At 68.9% G+C, this 15,573-nt stretch carries 14 protein-coding genes; 4 read left to right on the forward strand and 10 right to left on the reverse strand.

Features of this window, described 5'->3' with window-relative positions; genetic code table 11:
- Nucleotides 1–73: 73 nt before the first annotated feature.
- Nucleotides 74–1,120, reverse strand: coding sequence for a glycosyl hydrolase family 8 (locus ACLF3G_RS05495; RefSeq protein ID WP_430668335.1), 1,047 nt, complete (start codon nt 1,118–1,120; stop codon nt 74–76).
- Nucleotides 1,121–1,313: 193 nt separating this feature from the next.
- On the reverse strand, nt 1,314–3,086 hold the full coding sequence (locus tag ACLF3G_RS05500) for an aminopeptidase P family protein (protein WP_430668336.1): 1,773 nt from the start codon (nt 3,084–3,086) through the stop codon (nt 1,314–1,316).
- A 184-nt stretch (nt 3,087–3,270) separates the two neighbouring features.
- Between ACLF3G_RS05500 and ACLF3G_RS05505 the strand changes: the two genes are divergently transcribed.
- Nucleotides 3,271–3,639 carry a DUF1127 domain-containing protein gene (locus ACLF3G_RS05505; RefSeq protein WP_430668337.1) on the forward strand — a complete coding sequence of 123 codons (369 nt, stop codon included), beginning with the start codon at nt 3,271–3,273 and terminating at the stop codon, nt 3,637–3,639.
- Between the two features lie 109 nt (nt 3,640–3,748).
- Here ACLF3G_RS05505 and ACLF3G_RS05510 read toward each other — a convergent pair whose 3' ends face one another.
- The 7 genes from ACLF3G_RS05510 to ACLF3G_RS05540 all read right to left on the reverse strand — a co-directional run bounded on the left by ACLF3G_RS05510 (nt 3,749) and on the right by ACLF3G_RS05540 (nt 12,242).
- Nucleotides 3,749–5,092: a hypothetical protein gene (locus tag ACLF3G_RS05510; protein ID WP_430668338.1), complete on the reverse strand. Its 1,344-nt coding sequence runs from the start codon at nt 5,090–5,092 to the stop codon at nt 3,749–3,751.
- A gap of 141 nt (nt 5,093–5,233) precedes the next feature.
- The gene (locus tag ACLF3G_RS05515) at nt 5,234–6,301 is read right to left on the reverse strand and encodes an ABC transporter ATP-binding protein (RefSeq protein WP_430668339.1); all 1,068 of its coding nucleotides are present in this window, start codon (nt 6,299–6,301) and stop codon (nt 5,234–5,236) included.
- Between the two features lie 2 nt (nt 6,302–6,303).
- On the reverse strand, nt 6,304–8,040 hold the full coding sequence (locus ACLF3G_RS05520; RefSeq protein WP_430668340.1) for an ABC transporter permease: 1,737 nt from the start codon (nt 8,038–8,040) through the stop codon (nt 6,304–6,306).
- A 3-nt stretch (nt 8,041–8,043) separates the two neighbouring features.
- Nucleotides 8,044–9,117 carry an ABC transporter substrate-binding protein gene (locus ACLF3G_RS05525; protein WP_430668341.1) on the reverse strand — a complete coding sequence of 358 codons (1,074 nt, stop codon included), beginning with the start codon at nt 9,115–9,117 and terminating at the stop codon, nt 8,044–8,046.
- Between the two features lie 21 nt (nt 9,118–9,138).
- Nucleotides 9,139–10,194 (reverse strand): ABC transporter substrate-binding protein, encoded by a 1,056-nt coding sequence (locus tag ACLF3G_RS05530; protein ID WP_430668342.1) that lies wholly within the window; start codon nt 10,192–10,194, stop codon nt 9,139–9,141.
- 39 nt (nt 10,195–10,233) lie between these two features.
- Nucleotides 10,234–11,034: an enoyl-CoA hydratase gene (locus ACLF3G_RS05535; protein WP_430668343.1), complete on the reverse strand. Its 801-nt coding sequence runs from the start codon at nt 11,032–11,034 to the stop codon at nt 10,234–10,236.
- A 20-nt stretch (nt 11,035–11,054) separates the two neighbouring features.
- On the reverse strand, nt 11,055–12,242 hold the full coding sequence (locus ACLF3G_RS05540; RefSeq protein WP_430668344.1) for a CaiB/BaiF CoA transferase family protein: 1,188 nt from the start codon (nt 12,240–12,242) through the stop codon (nt 11,055–11,057).
- A gap of 206 nt (nt 12,243–12,448) precedes the next feature.
- Between ACLF3G_RS05540 and ACLF3G_RS05545 the strand changes: the two genes are divergently transcribed.
- From ACLF3G_RS05545 to ACLF3G_RS05555, 3 genes are read left to right on the forward strand one after another with little or no spacing between them, the layout of a single operon-like run.
- On the forward strand, nt 12,449–13,123 hold the full coding sequence (locus ACLF3G_RS05545) for a GntR family transcriptional regulator (protein WP_430668345.1): 675 nt from the start codon (nt 12,449–12,451) through the stop codon (nt 13,121–13,123).
- Entirely contained in the window at nt 13,120–13,950 is an 831-nt protein-coding gene (locus ACLF3G_RS05550; RefSeq protein WP_430668346.1) for a sugar phosphate isomerase/epimerase family protein, read from the forward strand. The genes ACLF3G_RS05545 and ACLF3G_RS05550 overlap by 4 nt, the downstream gene beginning before the upstream one ends.
- Nucleotides 13,947–15,014, forward strand: a complete 1,068-nt coding sequence (locus ACLF3G_RS05555) for a mandelate racemase/muconate lactonizing enzyme family protein (protein ID WP_430668347.1) — start codon at nt 13,947–13,949, stop codon at nt 15,012–15,014. Before ACLF3G_RS05550 ends, ACLF3G_RS05555 begins: the two co-directional genes overlap by 4 nt.
- Here ACLF3G_RS05555 and ACLF3G_RS05560 read toward each other — a convergent pair.
- Entirely contained in the window at nt 15,011–15,559 is a 549-nt protein-coding gene (locus ACLF3G_RS05560; RefSeq protein WP_430668348.1) for a carboxymuconolactone decarboxylase family protein, read from the reverse strand. The genes ACLF3G_RS05555 and ACLF3G_RS05560 overlap by 4 nt on opposite strands.
- Nucleotides 15,560–15,573 lie beyond the last annotated feature (14 nt).

The raw sequence follows: 15,573 nt of genomic DNA on the forward strand, positions 1-15,573 counted from the left end.
AACCCCCAATCGCGGTGCAACATGCCGTGAACGCGAGGGTTAGGGAATACCTAATCTCAACACGTCGGCAGTTCTATATCGAAGCGAGTGTTGAATCCCGCCAAGCGAGACGTGCGAGCAAGCTAAGTACGGCTGAATAATAGTCCTGTGCCTCATTCGGCGAAGGCCAACGCGGTTGTGATGTGGATTCGGACTGCCTGCCAATAGTCAACTGCGCAACCGAACGTATGCCGGCGGAGGCCTGGTACGGAGAAACTGCATCCGATGCAAAATCCGTCCAGGCCGGCATGCGCTGATGCTGTGGATCGGTCCAGAACCGTGCCGCGCCGGCCGCCGCCGGCTCCCGCCCCATGCCGGCCCAGGCGAGATAGAGCGGCACGCGAAGCGCGTCGTAGGAGAACCGCGCCGGCCAGCCCGGGGCCGGTGCCGGCCTGCCGCCCAACCGCGGCAGCGCCACCCAATCCGCCGGCAAGCCCCAGCGGCCGAATCGCGCCCGGCGCAGCAGCGCCACGCCATCCACCGCCAGCCGCAGCCAGGTCGGGTCCGGCACCGCCTGGGCCAGGGCCCGCAAGGCCGGAAATGCGTAGTAGGAGGGGTTGATGACGATGTGCTCGCGCTGCTCGAACCCGGCGGCGCCGGGCAGCAGCACGGTCTCGTCCCCGACCTCCCGCACCAACAGTCGCAGCACGTCGCGCGCGATGGCGGTGCCCTGGGCGGTCAGGCCGGGCGCCTCCCAGCGCCGCCCGGCGCGCAGCAGCGCCCAGGCGATCATCAGGTCGCCGTCGGTGGCGTTGTTGATGTCATCGACCGCGCCGCCGCGCGCTCCGTCCGGGCGGAAGCGCCAGGCGGACAGCGCATCGTTGGGGCGCGCCAGCACCCGCCGGGTCCAGCCCAGCAGGCGGTCGAAGGTCTCGCGGTCGTCCATCTGCTCGGCACAGAGCAGCGCCCAGCCCTGCCCCTCGCTGTGCGAGATGCCGGCATTGGCGGTGTCCACCACCCGGCCCTCTGCCAGCAGGAAGCGGGCGCAGAAGGCGCGCCAGTGCTCCGCCTCGATCGGCGGCGATGGGTCCAGGCCGGCACGGCCGGGGGACGTGTTGGGGGGGGCCGCGAACGCCGGCATTGCCGGGCTTGCAGCCAGGGAAAGAAGGGCGCGACGGCGGAGCTGTTGGGACATGCAGTCCTAGGGTCGCAGCTGTGGGTGAAGCGGAGGTTGATGGTTAATTCAACAACCTTCTGATGCAAACGTAAAGAACAATACTCCCAGAGGTTGCAGTCGAACCATTCCGCTTCAGGCCAGACCCCCTTGACTGTATTTAGGCGAGCCGGGCGCAGGCCTTGGCTAGCCAGGCGGCGTCTCGTGGCGGCAGTGACGGTCCGACCAGCGCCAGCACGGCGGCGTGGTAGGCATCGACCTGGGTGCGCTCGGCTGCGGTGAGCATCCCTGCCACCACAAGCTGGCGCTCATAGGGGGCGAAGGTCAGCGTCTCGAAATCTAGGAAGGGGCGCGCCTGGCTTGGCAACTGCGCGGCCTGGCGCACCAGCAGCAGGTTCTCGATGCGGATGCCGTAGGCGCCGGGAAGGTAGAAGCCCGGCTCGTTGGACAGCACCATGCCGGGCCGCAGCGGGATCGGCCGCGCGGGCCGGCTGATCCCGGCCGGGCCCTCATGCACGGAAAGAAAACTGCCGACGCCATGTCCGGTACCGTGGTCATAATCCAGCCCGTGCGACCACAGCGGCCGCCGCGCCAGCGCATCCAAATGCGGCCCGGCGACACCTTCGGGAAACCGCGTCGCGGCGAGAGCGAGGTGGCCCTGCAACACCAAGGTATAGTGTAGCGCGAGCTCCTCGGGCGGCGCCCCGGGCCCGGTCCACAGGGTTCGGGTGACATCCGTGGTGCCGTCCCGGTACTGCGCACCGCTGTCGATCAGATAGGCCTCGCCGGGGCGGATCGGGCGGTCGGTCGCCGGTGTCGCGCGATAATGGATGATGGCGCCGTGCTCCCCGGCGCCGCTGATGGCCGGGAAGCTCTCCGCCACGAACAGGGGTGTCTCCGCCCGCAGTGCCAGCAGGTGGGCGGCGGCGGAGATTTCCGTTTCTCCGCCGCGCGGCGCCGCCTCGGCGAACCAGGCGAGGAAGCGGCACAGTGCCACCGCATCCCGCCGGTGCGCGGCGCGGGCGCCCTGCTGTTCCACCGGGTTCTTGCAGGCGCGCGGCAGGCGGCACGGATCCTCCCCGGCCACCGCCTCGGACCCGGTCTCGCGGAGCAGTTGGCCGAAGCGGGCCGGGGTGACGTCGGGGTCCAGGCGGACGCGCTTCCCGGCCAGGCCGCGTAGCACATCCGCCAGCGACTCGGGCCGATGCAGCGCCACGCCGTTGCCGAGATGGGCCCGCAGCGCCGCATCCGTGCGTGCCGGGTCCAGGAACAAGTCCACGCGCGCATCGTCGTGCAGCAGCGCGGTGGCCAGTGCCAGCGGGGTGTGGCCGAGGTCGTCGCCGCGGATGTTCAGCAGCCAGGCCACGGAATGCGGGTCCGCGAGCACCACGGCAGCCTGGCCGGCGCCGCGCAGCATGGCCGCCGCCTCATCCCGCTTCGCCTGCGCCTCACGCCCCGCGAACACCAGCGGGTGCGGCCGGGCCGGGCCGGCGGGTGGCGGCGGGCGGTCGCGCCAGACGGCGTCCACGGGATTGTCGGCCAGCGGCACCAGCATGGCGCCGGTTTCGGCCAGGCGCTCCACCGTGGCGGCCGGGTGCAGCCAGGGATCGTAGCCGATGCGCAAGCCGGCGGCATGGTCGCGCAGGAAGCTGGCGGGTGGCGCCTCGATCAGGTGCCGGAACTCCCACAGAGCCTGGTCCACCTCGGCAGCCGCCTGGGTGGTGTAACGCCCGTCCACGAACAGCACCGCGCGGTCGCGCAGGACCAGGGCGAGGCCGGCGCTGCCGGTGAAGCCGGTCAGCCAAGCCAGGCGCTCGGCGGAAGGCGGGACATACTCGCCGAGGAAGGCGTCGGCACGTGGCACCAGGGCGCCATCGAGGTTGCGGCGCGCCAGCTCGGCCCGGAGCGCGGCCAAGCGGCCTGCGTGTGTCATGGAATGTTTCATACAAGTCCTAACGAAGAAACATATGTCCGACATGTTTCATGCGTCGAACGCATGTCTCTGCTGTGGCTTCGGCGCATCACCTGTGACCTCCGTGCCTCTATATCCCGTCTGCGAAGCGCGGTGGCTCAGGTCGAGGACGACCAGGCCGCCACGCAGCCCAACAGAGGTCATCATGGACGCCCGCCAGAGCCTGGAACAGGTCACCCTGTTCTCCTACCCCACCCCGGACCGCGCCAGCCGCGAGATCGAAGTCCTGCGCCACGCCGCCATCCGCGCGCGCGACCAGGCGATCGCGGACGGGATCCGTCATTTCTTTGCCAGCCTTGGTCGCGGCCTGGTCTTCGTGGGTACGACCATCCGCAGCTGGCCCGACCGTCGCCGCACCTATGAGAACCTGCGCGCCCTGACGGACCGGGAATTGGCCGATATCGGCCTGGTGCGCGGCGAGATCAGCCGCGTGTTCGAGCCCGATTTCCGCCTGCCCGCGAAGCCGGCCGCCAATGGCAACCGCGCCCCGGTGCGCGCCGCCGCCGCGGCCTGATTCGGAACAAGTTACCCGTCGCGATCCTCAGGGATCGGGGCGGAAGCGCGGGGCCGGCACCGGAAGGGGCCGGCCCCGTCGCATGTCCCAGCGCATGTCCTGCGCAGGTTCAGTCCCAGCCCTCGTCGCGCCCGGGAACCCAGACCTCCAGCGTCCCCCGACTGGGGCGCGGGGAGAAGCTGGTGAAGCTGCGGGGCCGGAAACTTCCGCCCAGCGTGGCCGCAAGCCGCTCCGCCATCTCCCGATCACCGGGATTGAAGTAGCGAATCTCGCCGGTCGGCGGCGTGGCCGGCACCACCCGCACTTCCACCGAGCCGCCCAGGCGCTGCGCCTGCCCGGCCAGGCTGTCGGCCAGATCGCGGCGGCTGCGGTGGTGGTGGACGAAGATGCGGGCGGGCCCGCCCGATTCGGCTGCCTGCGGCGCCCGGCCCGGCTCCGGCCCGTCGAACCAGTCCCGATCAGCTTCAGGCGGCTTCGCCACGAACCATTCCGGCGGCAACTCACGCGGCGGCTCAGGCTCCGGCACGAAGGCCGGCTCGTCCGACCAGCGGGAGTCCGGCGCGGCGCGCGCCACAACCGGCCGGGGCGGAACCGGTGGCGCAGGTGGGGGCGGCAGCGGGATGGCAGCGGCCGCGGCGACCTGCTGTTCAGTCGGGGCCGGCGCAGCCGGGGGCGCCACAGGCCGGACCTGCTCGACCGGAACCGGCTCGCGGGCCGCCGCGGGCGGCGGTGGCGCCGGGATGGCCGGGGGCGGGACGGCGGGAGCGTCCCGCACCGGTGCGTCCGCCTCGGCGATCCGGGCCTGGACCGGAGCCGGCGCGGCGGCTTGGCGCGGCGGGCCGAGGTAGTGCAACAGGCCGAACGCGGTCCCCCCCGTCAGGACCGCGGCGATCCAGAACAGGTGCAGCATGCGGAACCGGCCCGGCCGCGCGGGGCGGGAGGCCGGCGCGAGCGGCTGGCGTTCCTCCGGCAATGGCAGCGCCGGACGCATGGGCCGCGCGGCGGCCACCGCACCGGCGGCTGCGGCCTCAGCCGGCTTGGCCGGCGAAGCCGACGCGACGGCGGCTGGCGCCGCCAGCAGGGCCTGCTGCGCCAGCGCCACCCAGTCGCCCTGAACCTCAAGGGGTGGCTCCGCCGCCACGGCGAAATCGAGCAGGCCGGTCAGCCGCCAGACATCGCCGTCGTTCAATTGCACCGTGACGATCGGCAGGAAACCGGGCGCAGCCTCGGCGAATCCGGACGCATCCAGACGCGCGCGAAGCTGCTCCGCCGCCGGGCGCTGGGCATGCGGAGGAAGCTGGACCAGAACGATGCCCTGCCTCGGATCGGCAAGCACGAAATCCGCCTCGACCTTCGATAGGCGCGGATCGGTGGGCGGATCGTTCCGCAGTACCGTCCAGCCGAGTTCGGAGAAGCTGTCGGGGCCGAGGCGCTGGCCCAGGATACGATGCACGCCGTCGCTCGGAACCGGGAGCGCGGAGAGGTCCGAAGTCTCGCCCATCATCCTCCGGGGGTCTGATGCGGCCCTGCATAGGCCGCATGCCCGGCACCCGGCCAGACGCTTCCTTCACGCCTCAGCGGAGTGTGAACAGCCTCAGACGACCATCGCCATCTGCTGCGGATCGAACGCCATCCAGACCGGTTCGCCAACTTCGTGGATCTGCAGCGGTGGCGCGGTGGCGCGCAGGCGCAGGTCGCTGCCCTGCGCCGTCACCACGTAATCCCAGGTCTCGCCGAGGAAGGTGCGCTGCGCCACCACGCCCGCCAGCATCGGTGCGCTGCCGAGTGGCTTCTCCCGATGCAACCCGATGCTCTGCGGACGGACGGAGACCAGGATGTCCCCGCCCTTCGCGGTGTCGGCACCCGGCACCTGCCCGGCCTGCATCGAAATGCCGCCGAAGCCGACCTCGCCGTTGCGGAGCTGCGCCGGCAGCAGGTTGGTGCGGCCGATGAAGCCGGCGACGAAGCGGGTGCGCGGGCGGGTGTAGAGAAGATGCGGCGCGTCCACCTGCTCGATCCGCCCGGCATTCATCACCGCGATGCGGTCGGACGTCGCCATTGCCTCGGACTGGTCATGGGTGACGTAGACGGTGGTGATGCGGAACTCGTCGTGCAGCCGTCGGATCTCGAAGCGCATTTCCTCGCGCAGGTTGGCATCGAGGTTCGACAGCGGCTCATCCAGCAGCAGCACGGCCGGCTTCACCACGATGGCGCGCGCGAGCGCCACGCGCTGCTGCTGGCCGCCCGACAATTCCGCCGGGTAGCGCGCGGCCAGGTGCGCCATCTGCACCACTTCAAGAATCTGCATGACGCGCTGCTTGATCTCGGCGCCGGGAAGCTTGCGCAGCTTCAGGCCAAAGCCGACGTTTTCCGCCACCGTCATGTTCGGCCAGATGGCGTAGCTCTGGAAGATCATCGACATGCCGCGCTTCTCCGGCGGCAACACCGACCCGGGCGCGGAGATTACCTGCCCGTCGAGCGAGATGCTGCCTTCGTTTGGATCGACGAAGCCGGCGATCATCCGCAGCGTGGTGGTCTTGCCGCAGCCGGAGGGGCCGAGAAGGGAGACGAACTCACCCTCCTCCAGCGTCAGGTCGATGCTGTCCACCACGCGGTTGGGGCCATAGGCCTTTGTCAGGCCCTGGATGGAAAGACGCGACATTCTCAGTTTCTCCGCAGCATGAAGTCGCGCCCGGCCAGCTTCATGCCGATGCCGACGAAGACCATGGTGACCAGAAGCAGCAGGCCACCGAAGGCGGCCAGAACCTCGAAATTGCCGGCCTCGCTGAGGTCGTACAGCAGCACCGACATGGTCCGCGTGCGCGGGCCGACCAGGAAGATCGCGGCCGACAATTCACGCGAGGCGACGATGAAGACGATGAGCCAGCCGCCGAGCAGCGATTTTCGAACCAGCGGCGCCGTGACCATGCGGATCGCGTGCAGGCGCCCGCTGCCCAGGATGCGCGCCGCCTCCTCCATCTCCGGATGCACCGCCCGGATGGCGGAGGACGAATTGGCATAGGCAATGGGCAGGAAGCGCGCCGTGAAGGCCAGGATGATGATCGCAGCCGTGCCGTAAAGCGCGAAGGGCGGCGAGGCATAGGCGGCGTAGAAGCCGATCGCCATGACGATGCCGGGGATGACGAAGGGCGCCATCGCCAGGAAGCCGAGCGCATCGCCGAAGGGCACCAGCTTGCGGTTGACGATGTAGGCGACCAGCAGCGCGATGAACACCGCGGCACTCGCCGCGACGGCGGAGAACCAGATGGTGTTCCAGATCGAGGTCATCGCCATCTCATGCTCGAAGATGAGCAGGTAGTAGTTGGCGAAGGTCAGATTGTCCCAGGCGAGGCCCCGTCCCCAGGCCTTGGCGAAGCTGGCCTGCAGCAGCACGAACAGCGGCGCCACCACCGCCATCAACCCGACCAGCGCGCACCAGCCGAACACCACCCAGCGCCAGGGGCCCAGCTTGATCGGCCGGCGCTCGCCGCCCTTGCCGGTCTGCGAGACGAAGCCCTTGCGGGCCAGCAGCAGCCGCTGCACCACGATCATGCCGGCGGTGATCAGCAGCAGCGGCATCGCATAGGCCGCCGCGACCTCGACCCGCACAGGGTATTCGAAGAACTGCCACAACTGCGTGGTGACGACGTTGATGCGGGCCGGGATGCCGATGATGGCCGGCGTGCCGAACAGCGCGATGGCCTCCAGAAACACGATGATGAAGCCGGCCATGATGGCGGGCCAGACCAGCGGCAGCGAGACCTTGCGCATCGCCGTCCATGTGCCGGCGCCCAGAATATTGGCGGCGTCCTCCATTTCCGAAGACACCAGGTCCAGCGCCGACTTGACGAAGATGAAGACCAGCGGGAAAGCGTTCAGCGCGATGACCAGCGCCATGCCGTTGAAGCTGTAGATGTTGAACAGAGGATCCTGCGCGCCGGTCAACCCGCGCCAGGCCAGGTTGAGGAAGCCCGAGTTTGGCCCGGCGAGGAGAATCCAGCCGACCGCGCTGAGATAGGGCGGCAGGATGAAGGCGCCCAGCACCACCGCCCAGGTCAGCCCCTTGAACGGCATGTCCGTGCGCGACACGGCCCAGGCCATCGGCACTGCCATCACCACGGCCATGGTGGCCGAGATCAGGCCGAGCAGCAGCGAGTTCACCAGCGCGTCGACATAGCGCGAACGGCCATAGGCGGAGACGTAGTTGGACAGCGTGAAGGCGCCCGTCCCGCGCGTTTCAAAGCTGACGACCAGCAGCTTGCCGAGCGGGAAGGCCACCAGGAACAGCAGGATCGCGATCAGCGCGACCCACAGCAGCATCACCGGCTCGATCCGCGCGAGCCGGTGCGACAGGCCGCTGCGTGCCGTCGCGGGATGGGAGAGTGCGGGCGCTTCGCTCATCGTTCACACACCGAATGTGTCACGCCAGAGTTCCTTGACCTCGGTCATCTCGTTCTGGATCTGCTGCGGGGTCGGCGTGATCAGCTTGATGTCATCGAGCGGCCGCGCGCCTTCCGGCGGCGGCACGTTGGGCCGCAGCGATTCGGCGTAGTACTGGCGGACGGTCCGCGAATAGGCATCACCGGTGACGAATTCCATGAACAGCTTTGCCGCGTTCGGCTTCGGCGCGTTGGCGATGGCGGCGCTCGGCGAAGGCACCATCAGCGTGCCGTCCGTCGGATAGATCAGCGCCAGCGGATTGCCACGGGAGATACTGAACAGCGTTGCCGCGGAAGGGATGCCGACGCCAACCAGGCGTTCGCCGGAGTTCAGCGTAGTCACCGGGTCCCCGGCGGAACGGCCGATCTGCGGACGGTTGCGCTCCAGCTGCTTGAAGAACTCCTCTCCATACGCCTGGCGCATCATGATCGCCCAGTTGCCGATCGCACCGCTGAAGCCGGGATGCCCGACCGCCAGCTTGTCGCGCCACTTCGGATCAGTCAGCTCCCGCCAGCTCTTCGGCGCCTCCGCCTCGCTCAGCCGGTCGCTGCGCCGGGCGAGCATGTACAGGGCCAGGTAGGTGATCTGGAAATGCCCGTCCGGATCCGCGGCGTCCCGCGCACCCTTGACCATGCCGGCCGCGTTTTCCGGCTTGTAGGGCATCAGCCGGCCTTCGCCCTTCAGGAAGGTGAAGTGGCTGTAGTCGGTGGAGCTGAACACGTCGCACTGCGCGACGCGCGCCCGGGCATCCTGCGACAGCCGCTGGAACGCAACCTGGGAGGTCGTGCGCACCACGTTGCAGCGGACGCCCGGGTAGCGTTCGGTGAAGGCCCGACCGACCGCCTCCGAGGGTTCCGCCTGGAGCTGGCCGGTGTACCAGGTCAGCTCCCCCTCGCGCTGCGCCGCCTCGTACAGCGGACGCTCATGCGCCGGCAGGTCCTGCGCCGCCTGGGCCGCCGCGTTGCGCGCCGGCAGGATGGCGGCGGCGGCGAGGGCCGCCGTGCCGCCGAGCAGTCCCCGCTTGGTGAGATCGGTCATGGTCTTCTCCCTGTTCTTGCTTCAGACGCCAAACGTGTCGCGCCAGGCTTCCCGAACTTCCGGCACGCCCTTCTCCTGTTCCTCCAGGCTCGGCGCCAGCAGTGTCACCTCGGCCAGCGGACGACCGCCTTCCGGCGGCGGCACGTCCGGGCGCAGCGGCTCGTTGAAGGTCAGGCGCACGGTCTGCGACAGCTGCGGGCTGAGCTGGAATTCCATGAACAGCTTCGCCGCATTCGGATGCGGTGCGTTGGCGATGATGGCAGATGGCGAAATGGCGGCCAGCACGCCTTCCGTCGGGTAGATCAACCGCAGCGGGTTGCCGCGGGAGATGGCGAGCGCCGTGGTACCGACCGGTACGCAGAGCCCGACGGAGCGTTCACCCGCATTCAGCGTGGTCACCGGGTCCTGGCTCGAGCGGCCGATCTGCGGGTTGTTGCGCTCCAGCTTGGTGAAGTAGTCCCAGCCATACATCTTGCGCATCTGCACGGCCCAGACGCCGATGGCGCCGCTGAAGCCGGGGTGACCCACCGCCAGCTTGTCCTTCCACTTCGCATCCAGCGCGTCCTGCCAGCTTTTCGGCGCATCCGCCTCGCTGACCAGCCGCGTGTTGTGCGTCATCAGGAACAGGCCGAGGAAGGTGGTGTGGAAGTAGCCATCCGGATCGGCATTCTGGATCGCCGGCAGCAGGCCGCTGGCATGTTCGGGCTTGTACTGCATCAGGCGGTTCTGCCGCTTCAGCATCGTGAAGTGACCCGAATTGGTCGAGCTGAACACGTCGCACTGCGCAACATTGGCGCGCGCATCCTGCGACAGCCGCTGGAACGCCACCTGGGACGTGCTGCGCACCACGTTGCAGCGCACGCCGGGAAAGCGCTCGTTGAAGGCGCGACCGACAGCCTCGGAGGTTTCGGCGTTGTACTGGCCCGAGTACCAGGTGATCTCGCCCTCGCGCTTGGCTGCCTCGTAAAGCTGGCGCTCATGCGCGGGCATGTCCTGCGCCGCGGCATGCTTGGTGGAGCCGATGATGGCGAAGCCGGTGGTGAGGGACAGGAGTTGGCGCTTGCTCAGGCGGCTCATCTTTTTTCCTCCCAGGTTTGGCACGCACGTCACGCGGGTTCAGCGCCCGGTGAACACCGGGGGTCGCTTGGCCATGAAGGCCGCGCGGCCTTCGGCGTAGTCGGCGCTGTCGAAGCAGGCGCGGTACAGCACGTCGAAGCGCGCCTCGTCCGCCTGCTTCGGGTCGCCGGCGATCTGATCGATCGCGACCTTCGATGCACGGATGGACAGCGGCGCGTTGCGCGCCATGGTCTGTGCCATCTCCCGCACCGTCGATTCCAGCTGGTCCGGCGGCACCACGCGGTTCACTAGGCCGACACGCAGCGCCTCCGCCGCATCCAGGAAGCGGCCGGTGAACATGATCTCCTTTGCCACCGCCGGCCCAACCAGCGCCACCAGGCGCCGCAGGCTGTGATAGGCGTAGGCGACGCCGAGCTTTGCCGCCGGGATGCCGAACTTGCCGTCATCCGCCGTGATGCGCAGGTCCGCGACCAGTGCCGTCGCGCAACCGCCACCAATGCAGAAGCCCTGGATCATCGCGATCAGCGGCTTGTCCAGCGCCTCCAACCGCTTGCGCGCAAGCGAGGAGGTGGCGGAGTATTTCGCCTCGGCCTCGGCGCTGTCGCGCATCTTCTCGAACTGGCTGATGTCGGCACCGGAGGCGAAGGCCTTGCCGCCGGCGCCGGACATCACCACAACGCGCACCGCCGGATCATTGGCGAAGCGCTCCGCCGCGGCGGCCACCGCCTCCCACATTTCGAGCGAAATGGCGTTGCGCTTCTCCGGTTGATTGAAGGTCAGCCAGCCAATGCCGTCCTCGATCCGCGCCAGGATCTTAGGCGTGCTCAGGGTGATGTTCATGCCGTCCATGGCGTCGGTTCCTACTGGATCACGCGCGCGGCGCGCAGCTTGGCGATGGCCTCGGCATCGAGGCCCAGCTCGGCCAGGACCTCGTCCGTATGCTGGCTGGCATCGGGCGTCGGCTTGCGGATGGCCCAGGCCACGTCGTGCATGTTGATGGCGCTGCGCACCAGCTTCTGGTCGCCCAGCCTTGGATGCGCCACGGGCTTGGCCATTTCCAGATGCTGCACCTGCGGGTCCGCGAAGGTCTGGTCGATGGTGTTGATCGGGCCGCACGGGATGCCGGCGCCATCCAGCACCTCGATCCAGTGCAGGCTCGGCTTCGTGCGGGTGATCTCCGCGATGGCGGCATTGATGGCGGCGCGATCGTCCGAGCGTCCATCGCGGGTGTCCCAACCCGCGCGCCGCTTCCATTCCGGCTGGCCGAGCGCGTCGCAGAAGCGGTCCCACATGCGCGGCGAGGGCGCGGCCAGTGCGATGGGCTTGTCCGCGGTTGGATACACGCCGGTCGGGATCGCCGTCGGATGGTCATTGCCCGCCTGCCCCGCGACCTGGCCCGCCAGCAGCCAGCGGCTGGCCTGGAAATCCAGCATGAAGACCATGACTTCCAGCAGGCTGGTGTGCACCCAGCGGCCACGCCCCGTCTTCACACGGTCGAACAATGCCATCATCACCGCCAGCGCCAGCAGGTTGCCGGCGGTGAGGTCGGCGACGGGAATGCCAACGCGAACGAAGCCGTGGCCGGGCACGCCGGTGATGCTCATCAGGCCGCCCATGCCCTGCGCGATCTGGTCGACGCCAGCCCGGTGACCGTAGGGCCCGTCCTGGCCGAAGCCGGAGATCGAGCCATAGACGATGCGGGGGTTGACTGCGCTGACGCTGGCGTAGTCCACGCCGAGGCGGAATTTCACCGCGGCGCGCATGTTCTCGATCACCACGTCGGCGGTCTTCGCCAGTTCGAAGAACAGCGCCTTGCCCTGCTCCGACTTCAGGTCGATCTGCATGGCGCGCTTGTTGCGGTGCAGGTTCTGGTAGTCGAAGCCGTCGTGGTCGCCGGCGATGTCACCGCCTTCCGTGGCCGGTGGCGCGATGCGGATGACCTCCGCACCCCAATCCGCCAGGTGGCGCACGCAGGTCGGGCCGGCACGCGCGACGGTCAGGTCCAGCACGCGCAGTCCGGTCAACGGCAGATGTGCCTGGTCCGTCATGCGGCGCGCGCCCGGCCCATGGTCTTGGCCAGCATCAACGTCCTCCCGAACGTGTTCTTTTCTCACTCGCGCCAGCTTGTCAGCCTCCACGTGAACTGTAAACACTTTCCGGGATGGTCGAAGTCGCTTTCCCGCCGACGCCACCCTCCGCAGCCGTACCGGCGGAGGCTCCGTGCGATGCTGCGTTGCGGCATCACGGACGGCTGTTGCGGCGACCGCGTGCCGAGGCGCTCGGCGTCGACGTGACGCGACGGATCGAGGCGCTGATCCTGGACGGGACCTTGGCGCCGGGCGAACGCCTGAACGAGGTGGCGCTGTCCCACAGCCTCGGTGTCAGCCGCGGGCCAGTGCGGGAGGCCGCGCGGGCGCTCGAGAAGACCGGCCTCGTCACCGTCATCATGAACCGAGGCGCCTTCGTCCGGACCCTAGCCATCGCCGAGGCCTGCGACATCTACGCCATCAATGCGGCGCTGCTCGGGCTTGCCGCGGCCGAGGCGGCAACGCGTCTGGGCACCGCGCAGTCCTTGATGCTGCGCTGCATGGTGGACGCCATGGACGCGGCCATCGCCCATGGCGAGCGCGACCGCTTCTTCGGCATCAATTCGAATTTTCATGCGCTCATCATGGCCTGCGGACACAATGCGGAGGCCGAGGCGCTTTACGGCCAGCTTACCCGCAAGTTGATGCTGCTGCGCCGACGGTCGTTCGACCGACCCGGCCACATGCACACCGCGAACCAGGAGCATCGCGCGCTGATGTGCGCCATCGTGGACGGCGATGCGCCGCGCGCGCGGGACCTGGCGGAAGCGCATGCCAGGCTCGGGCGTGCGCGCTTCCTAGAATCCATCGGCCACGCAACGGCTAGGGAGGACCATCCATGACACTCTTCGAACGGATCGGCGTCGATATCGGCCGGCGGCTGAAGCTCGAGGATGCGATCGAATGGGCGGCGGCGAACAACGTCCGCCACATCGACATCCAGCTCGACACCGGCGCGAATGCCGTGAACACCTTCGATGCCAGCCGCGCCCGCGGCATCCGCGCGGCGCTGGAGAAGCACCAGGTGCATCTCGGCCTGCACACGCTGTCCGCCGTGAATGTCGCGGAGTACTCGCCCTTCCTGTCGGAAGCGGTGGATGCCTACATGCGCGCCTACATCGACGCCATGCCGCTGCTCGGCGCCTCCTCCATCGTCGTGCATGCGGGCTACCACTTCACTGCGGATCCCGAGATGCGGATGCAGGCGGGGCTCGATCGCCTGAAGCGCATGGTTGACTACGCCGAGACGAAGAAGGCGCTGTTGCTGCTGGAGAATCTGAACAAGGAACCGGCGGATGCCGAGGTCCACTATCTGGCGCACACGCCGGAGGAGTGGCGCTATTACTACGACGCCATCGACAGCCGCGCTTTCGCGCTGAGCTTCACCGCCAACCATGCGCATCTGCTGCCGGAAGGTGTCGAGGGCTTCCTGGCGCAGATCCCACTGCATCGGGTGGTGGAAGTGCGACTCGCGGATTGCTGGCGCAACGGCCATGAGCAGCACCTGATCCCCGGCGAGGGCGACTTTGATTTCGGCGACATGTTCCGACGCATCGAGGGTGCCGGCTTCAAGGGCCACTACATGAACGCCTTCGGGACATTGGACGACATGGACAAGGCCCGCACCCGCCAGGTCGAAGCCGCCCGCGCCGCTGGGGTCGTCACGTGACACGCATCCGCAGCGTCACCGCCGCCGTCGAGAAGCTGGCGCCGGTGGGCGCGGCGCGCGGTTATGCGGGCCTCGACACGCCGGTCTTCGTGCGCTGCCGCGTGGAGACGGAGGATGGCCTGGCTGGCACCGGCGTCACCGGGCGCTTCCTGGCAGAGGAGGTCGCGGCCCTGCTCAGCCGGATGGGGGAGGCTCTGAACGGTGAGGATGCGCGCAGCATCGAGGCCATACGGACGCGCCTGACCGCGCGCTTCAACCCGCGCAGCGCCACGGGCGTCTTCGTCTCAGCCCTTTCGGCGCTCGACATGGCGCTGTGGGACCTGCGCGCGCGGGCGCTGGGGGAGCCGCTGTGGCGGCTGCTCGGCGGCGCGCGTACCGCCGTGCCCTGCTATGCCACGGTCGGACTGCCAGGCTATGAGGAGGCGGAACTCGTCGCCGTCTGCCGCAACGCCATCGATGCCGGTTTCGTTGGTGCGAAGATGCTCGTCGCCGCCGGCGGGCGCGGGGTGGAGGAGGATGCGCGCCGGGTTCGGGCCGTGCGCCACGCGATCGGCCCGAAGCCGCTGCTGATGCTCGACGCGAATTGCGGCATGAATGTCGCCACCGCGCGACGCCTCGCGCTGATGGTGGAGGAGTGCGATATCGCCTGGTTCGAGGAGCCGGTGCTGCACAACGACCTGGAGGCGCTGGCCACGCTGCGCCGCGCGACCCGCATCCCCATCGCGGCCGGACAGATGGTGCAGTCCATGGCCTGGTTCCGAGAGGCGCTGGCGCGCGGTGCCGTGGACTGGCTGCAACCCAACGCCGCCTTCTGCGGCGGCATCTCCGCCACGCTGCGCATCCTGGCGCTGGCCGAGGCGCATGGCACGCCGGTGGCGCATGCCGGCGGCTGGGACATCGCCAATGCGGCAGTAATGGCCGGGCACGCGGCGGGCGGATTGCTGGAGATGCACGGCGCGCAGCTTGCCCTGCGATCGCGCCTGACGGAGGACATGGTGCCGGAGGGCGGGCTGATGCACATGCCCGACCGCCCGGGCATCGGCTTCGCCTTCCGCGAGACCTAGTCAGCCGGTAGTGGAAACTGGTCGAGATGGCGCTGGTATTCCGGCTCCACGTCGATCCGCGCGGCGGCCAGGAAGCGCACGACGCCGGCGTAGAAGGCGATGATCACCAGCAGGTCGGTGATGCTGACGGCATCCAGGTGCTCCTCGAGTGCGGCGAAGCTTTCGGCGGAGAGATCACCCGCCGCCATCTCCCTCGCCGCGCGCAGTACGACACGTGCGGCGGGTTCCAGCGGCGAGGCCTCGCCACGGCTCTCCGCGGCGATGGCCGCGATATCGGCATCCGTCACGCCAAAGTCGCGGCTGATGGCGACGTGGTGCGACCATTCGTAAGGTGAGCGCGCGGTCCAGCCCATCTGCAGGATCGCGAGTTCGCGCAGGCGGCCATCCAGCACGCTGGTGTGGCGGATGTGATGCGCCAAGCCGAGGAAGGCGCGCGTCATGCCGGGGCTGTTGACCATGGCGCGATACAGGTTCACCGGGCGCACCAGCAGCGGCCGGTCCTCCGGCGCCAGGTCGGCCGGATCGAGGTAGGGCAGGCGTGCCATGCAGGTCTCCCGGA

The sequence above is a fragment of the Falsiroseomonas sp. HC035 genome (assembly GCF_050563525.1).
Taxonomy (GTDB): domain Bacteria; phylum Pseudomonadota; class Alphaproteobacteria; order Acetobacterales; family Acetobacteraceae; genus Falsiroseomonas.

Excerpts from the sequence above, each read along its gene's own strand:
- ACLF3G_RS05495 (WP_430668335.1), bottom strand. The coding sequence starts at position 1,120 with ATGCCGGCGTTCGCGGCCCCCCCCAACACGTCCCCCGGCCGTGCCGGC.
- ACLF3G_RS05500 (WP_430668336.1), bottom strand. The coding sequence starts at position 3,086 with ATGACACACGCAGGCCGCTTGGCCGCGCTCCGGGCCGAGCTGGCGCGC.
- ACLF3G_RS05505 (WP_430668337.1), top strand. The coding sequence starts at position 3,271 with ATGGACGCCCGCCAGAGCCTGGAACAGGTCACCCTGTTCTCCTACCCC.
- ACLF3G_RS05515 (WP_430668339.1), bottom strand. The coding sequence starts at position 6,301 with ATGTCGCGTCTTTCCATCCAGGGCCTGACAAAGGCCTATGGCCCCAAC.
- ACLF3G_RS05520 (WP_430668340.1), bottom strand. The coding sequence starts at position 8,040 with ATGAGCGAAGCGCCCGCACTCTCCCATCCCGCGACGGCACGCAGCGGC.
- ACLF3G_RS05525 (WP_430668341.1), bottom strand. The coding sequence starts at position 9,117 with ATGACCGATCTCACCAAGCGGGGACTGCTCGGCGGCACGGCGGCCCTC.
- ACLF3G_RS05530 (WP_430668342.1), bottom strand. The coding sequence starts at position 10,194 with ATGAGCCGCCTGAGCAAGCGCCAACTCCTGTCCCTCACCACCGGCTTC.
- ACLF3G_RS05535 (WP_430668343.1), bottom strand. The coding sequence starts at position 11,034 with ATGAACATCACCCTGAGCACGCCTAAGATCCTGGCGCGGATCGAGGAC.
- ACLF3G_RS05540 (WP_430668344.1), bottom strand. The coding sequence starts at position 12,242 with ATGACGGACCAGGCACATCTGCCGTTGACCGGACTGCGCGTGCTGGAC.
- ACLF3G_RS05550 (WP_430668346.1), top strand. The coding sequence starts at position 13,120 with ATGACACTCTTCGAACGGATCGGCGTCGATATCGGCCGGCGGCTGAAG.
- ACLF3G_RS05560 (WP_430668348.1), bottom strand. The coding sequence starts at position 15,559 with ATGGCACGCCTGCCCTACCTCGATCCGGCCGACCTGGCGCCGGAGGAC.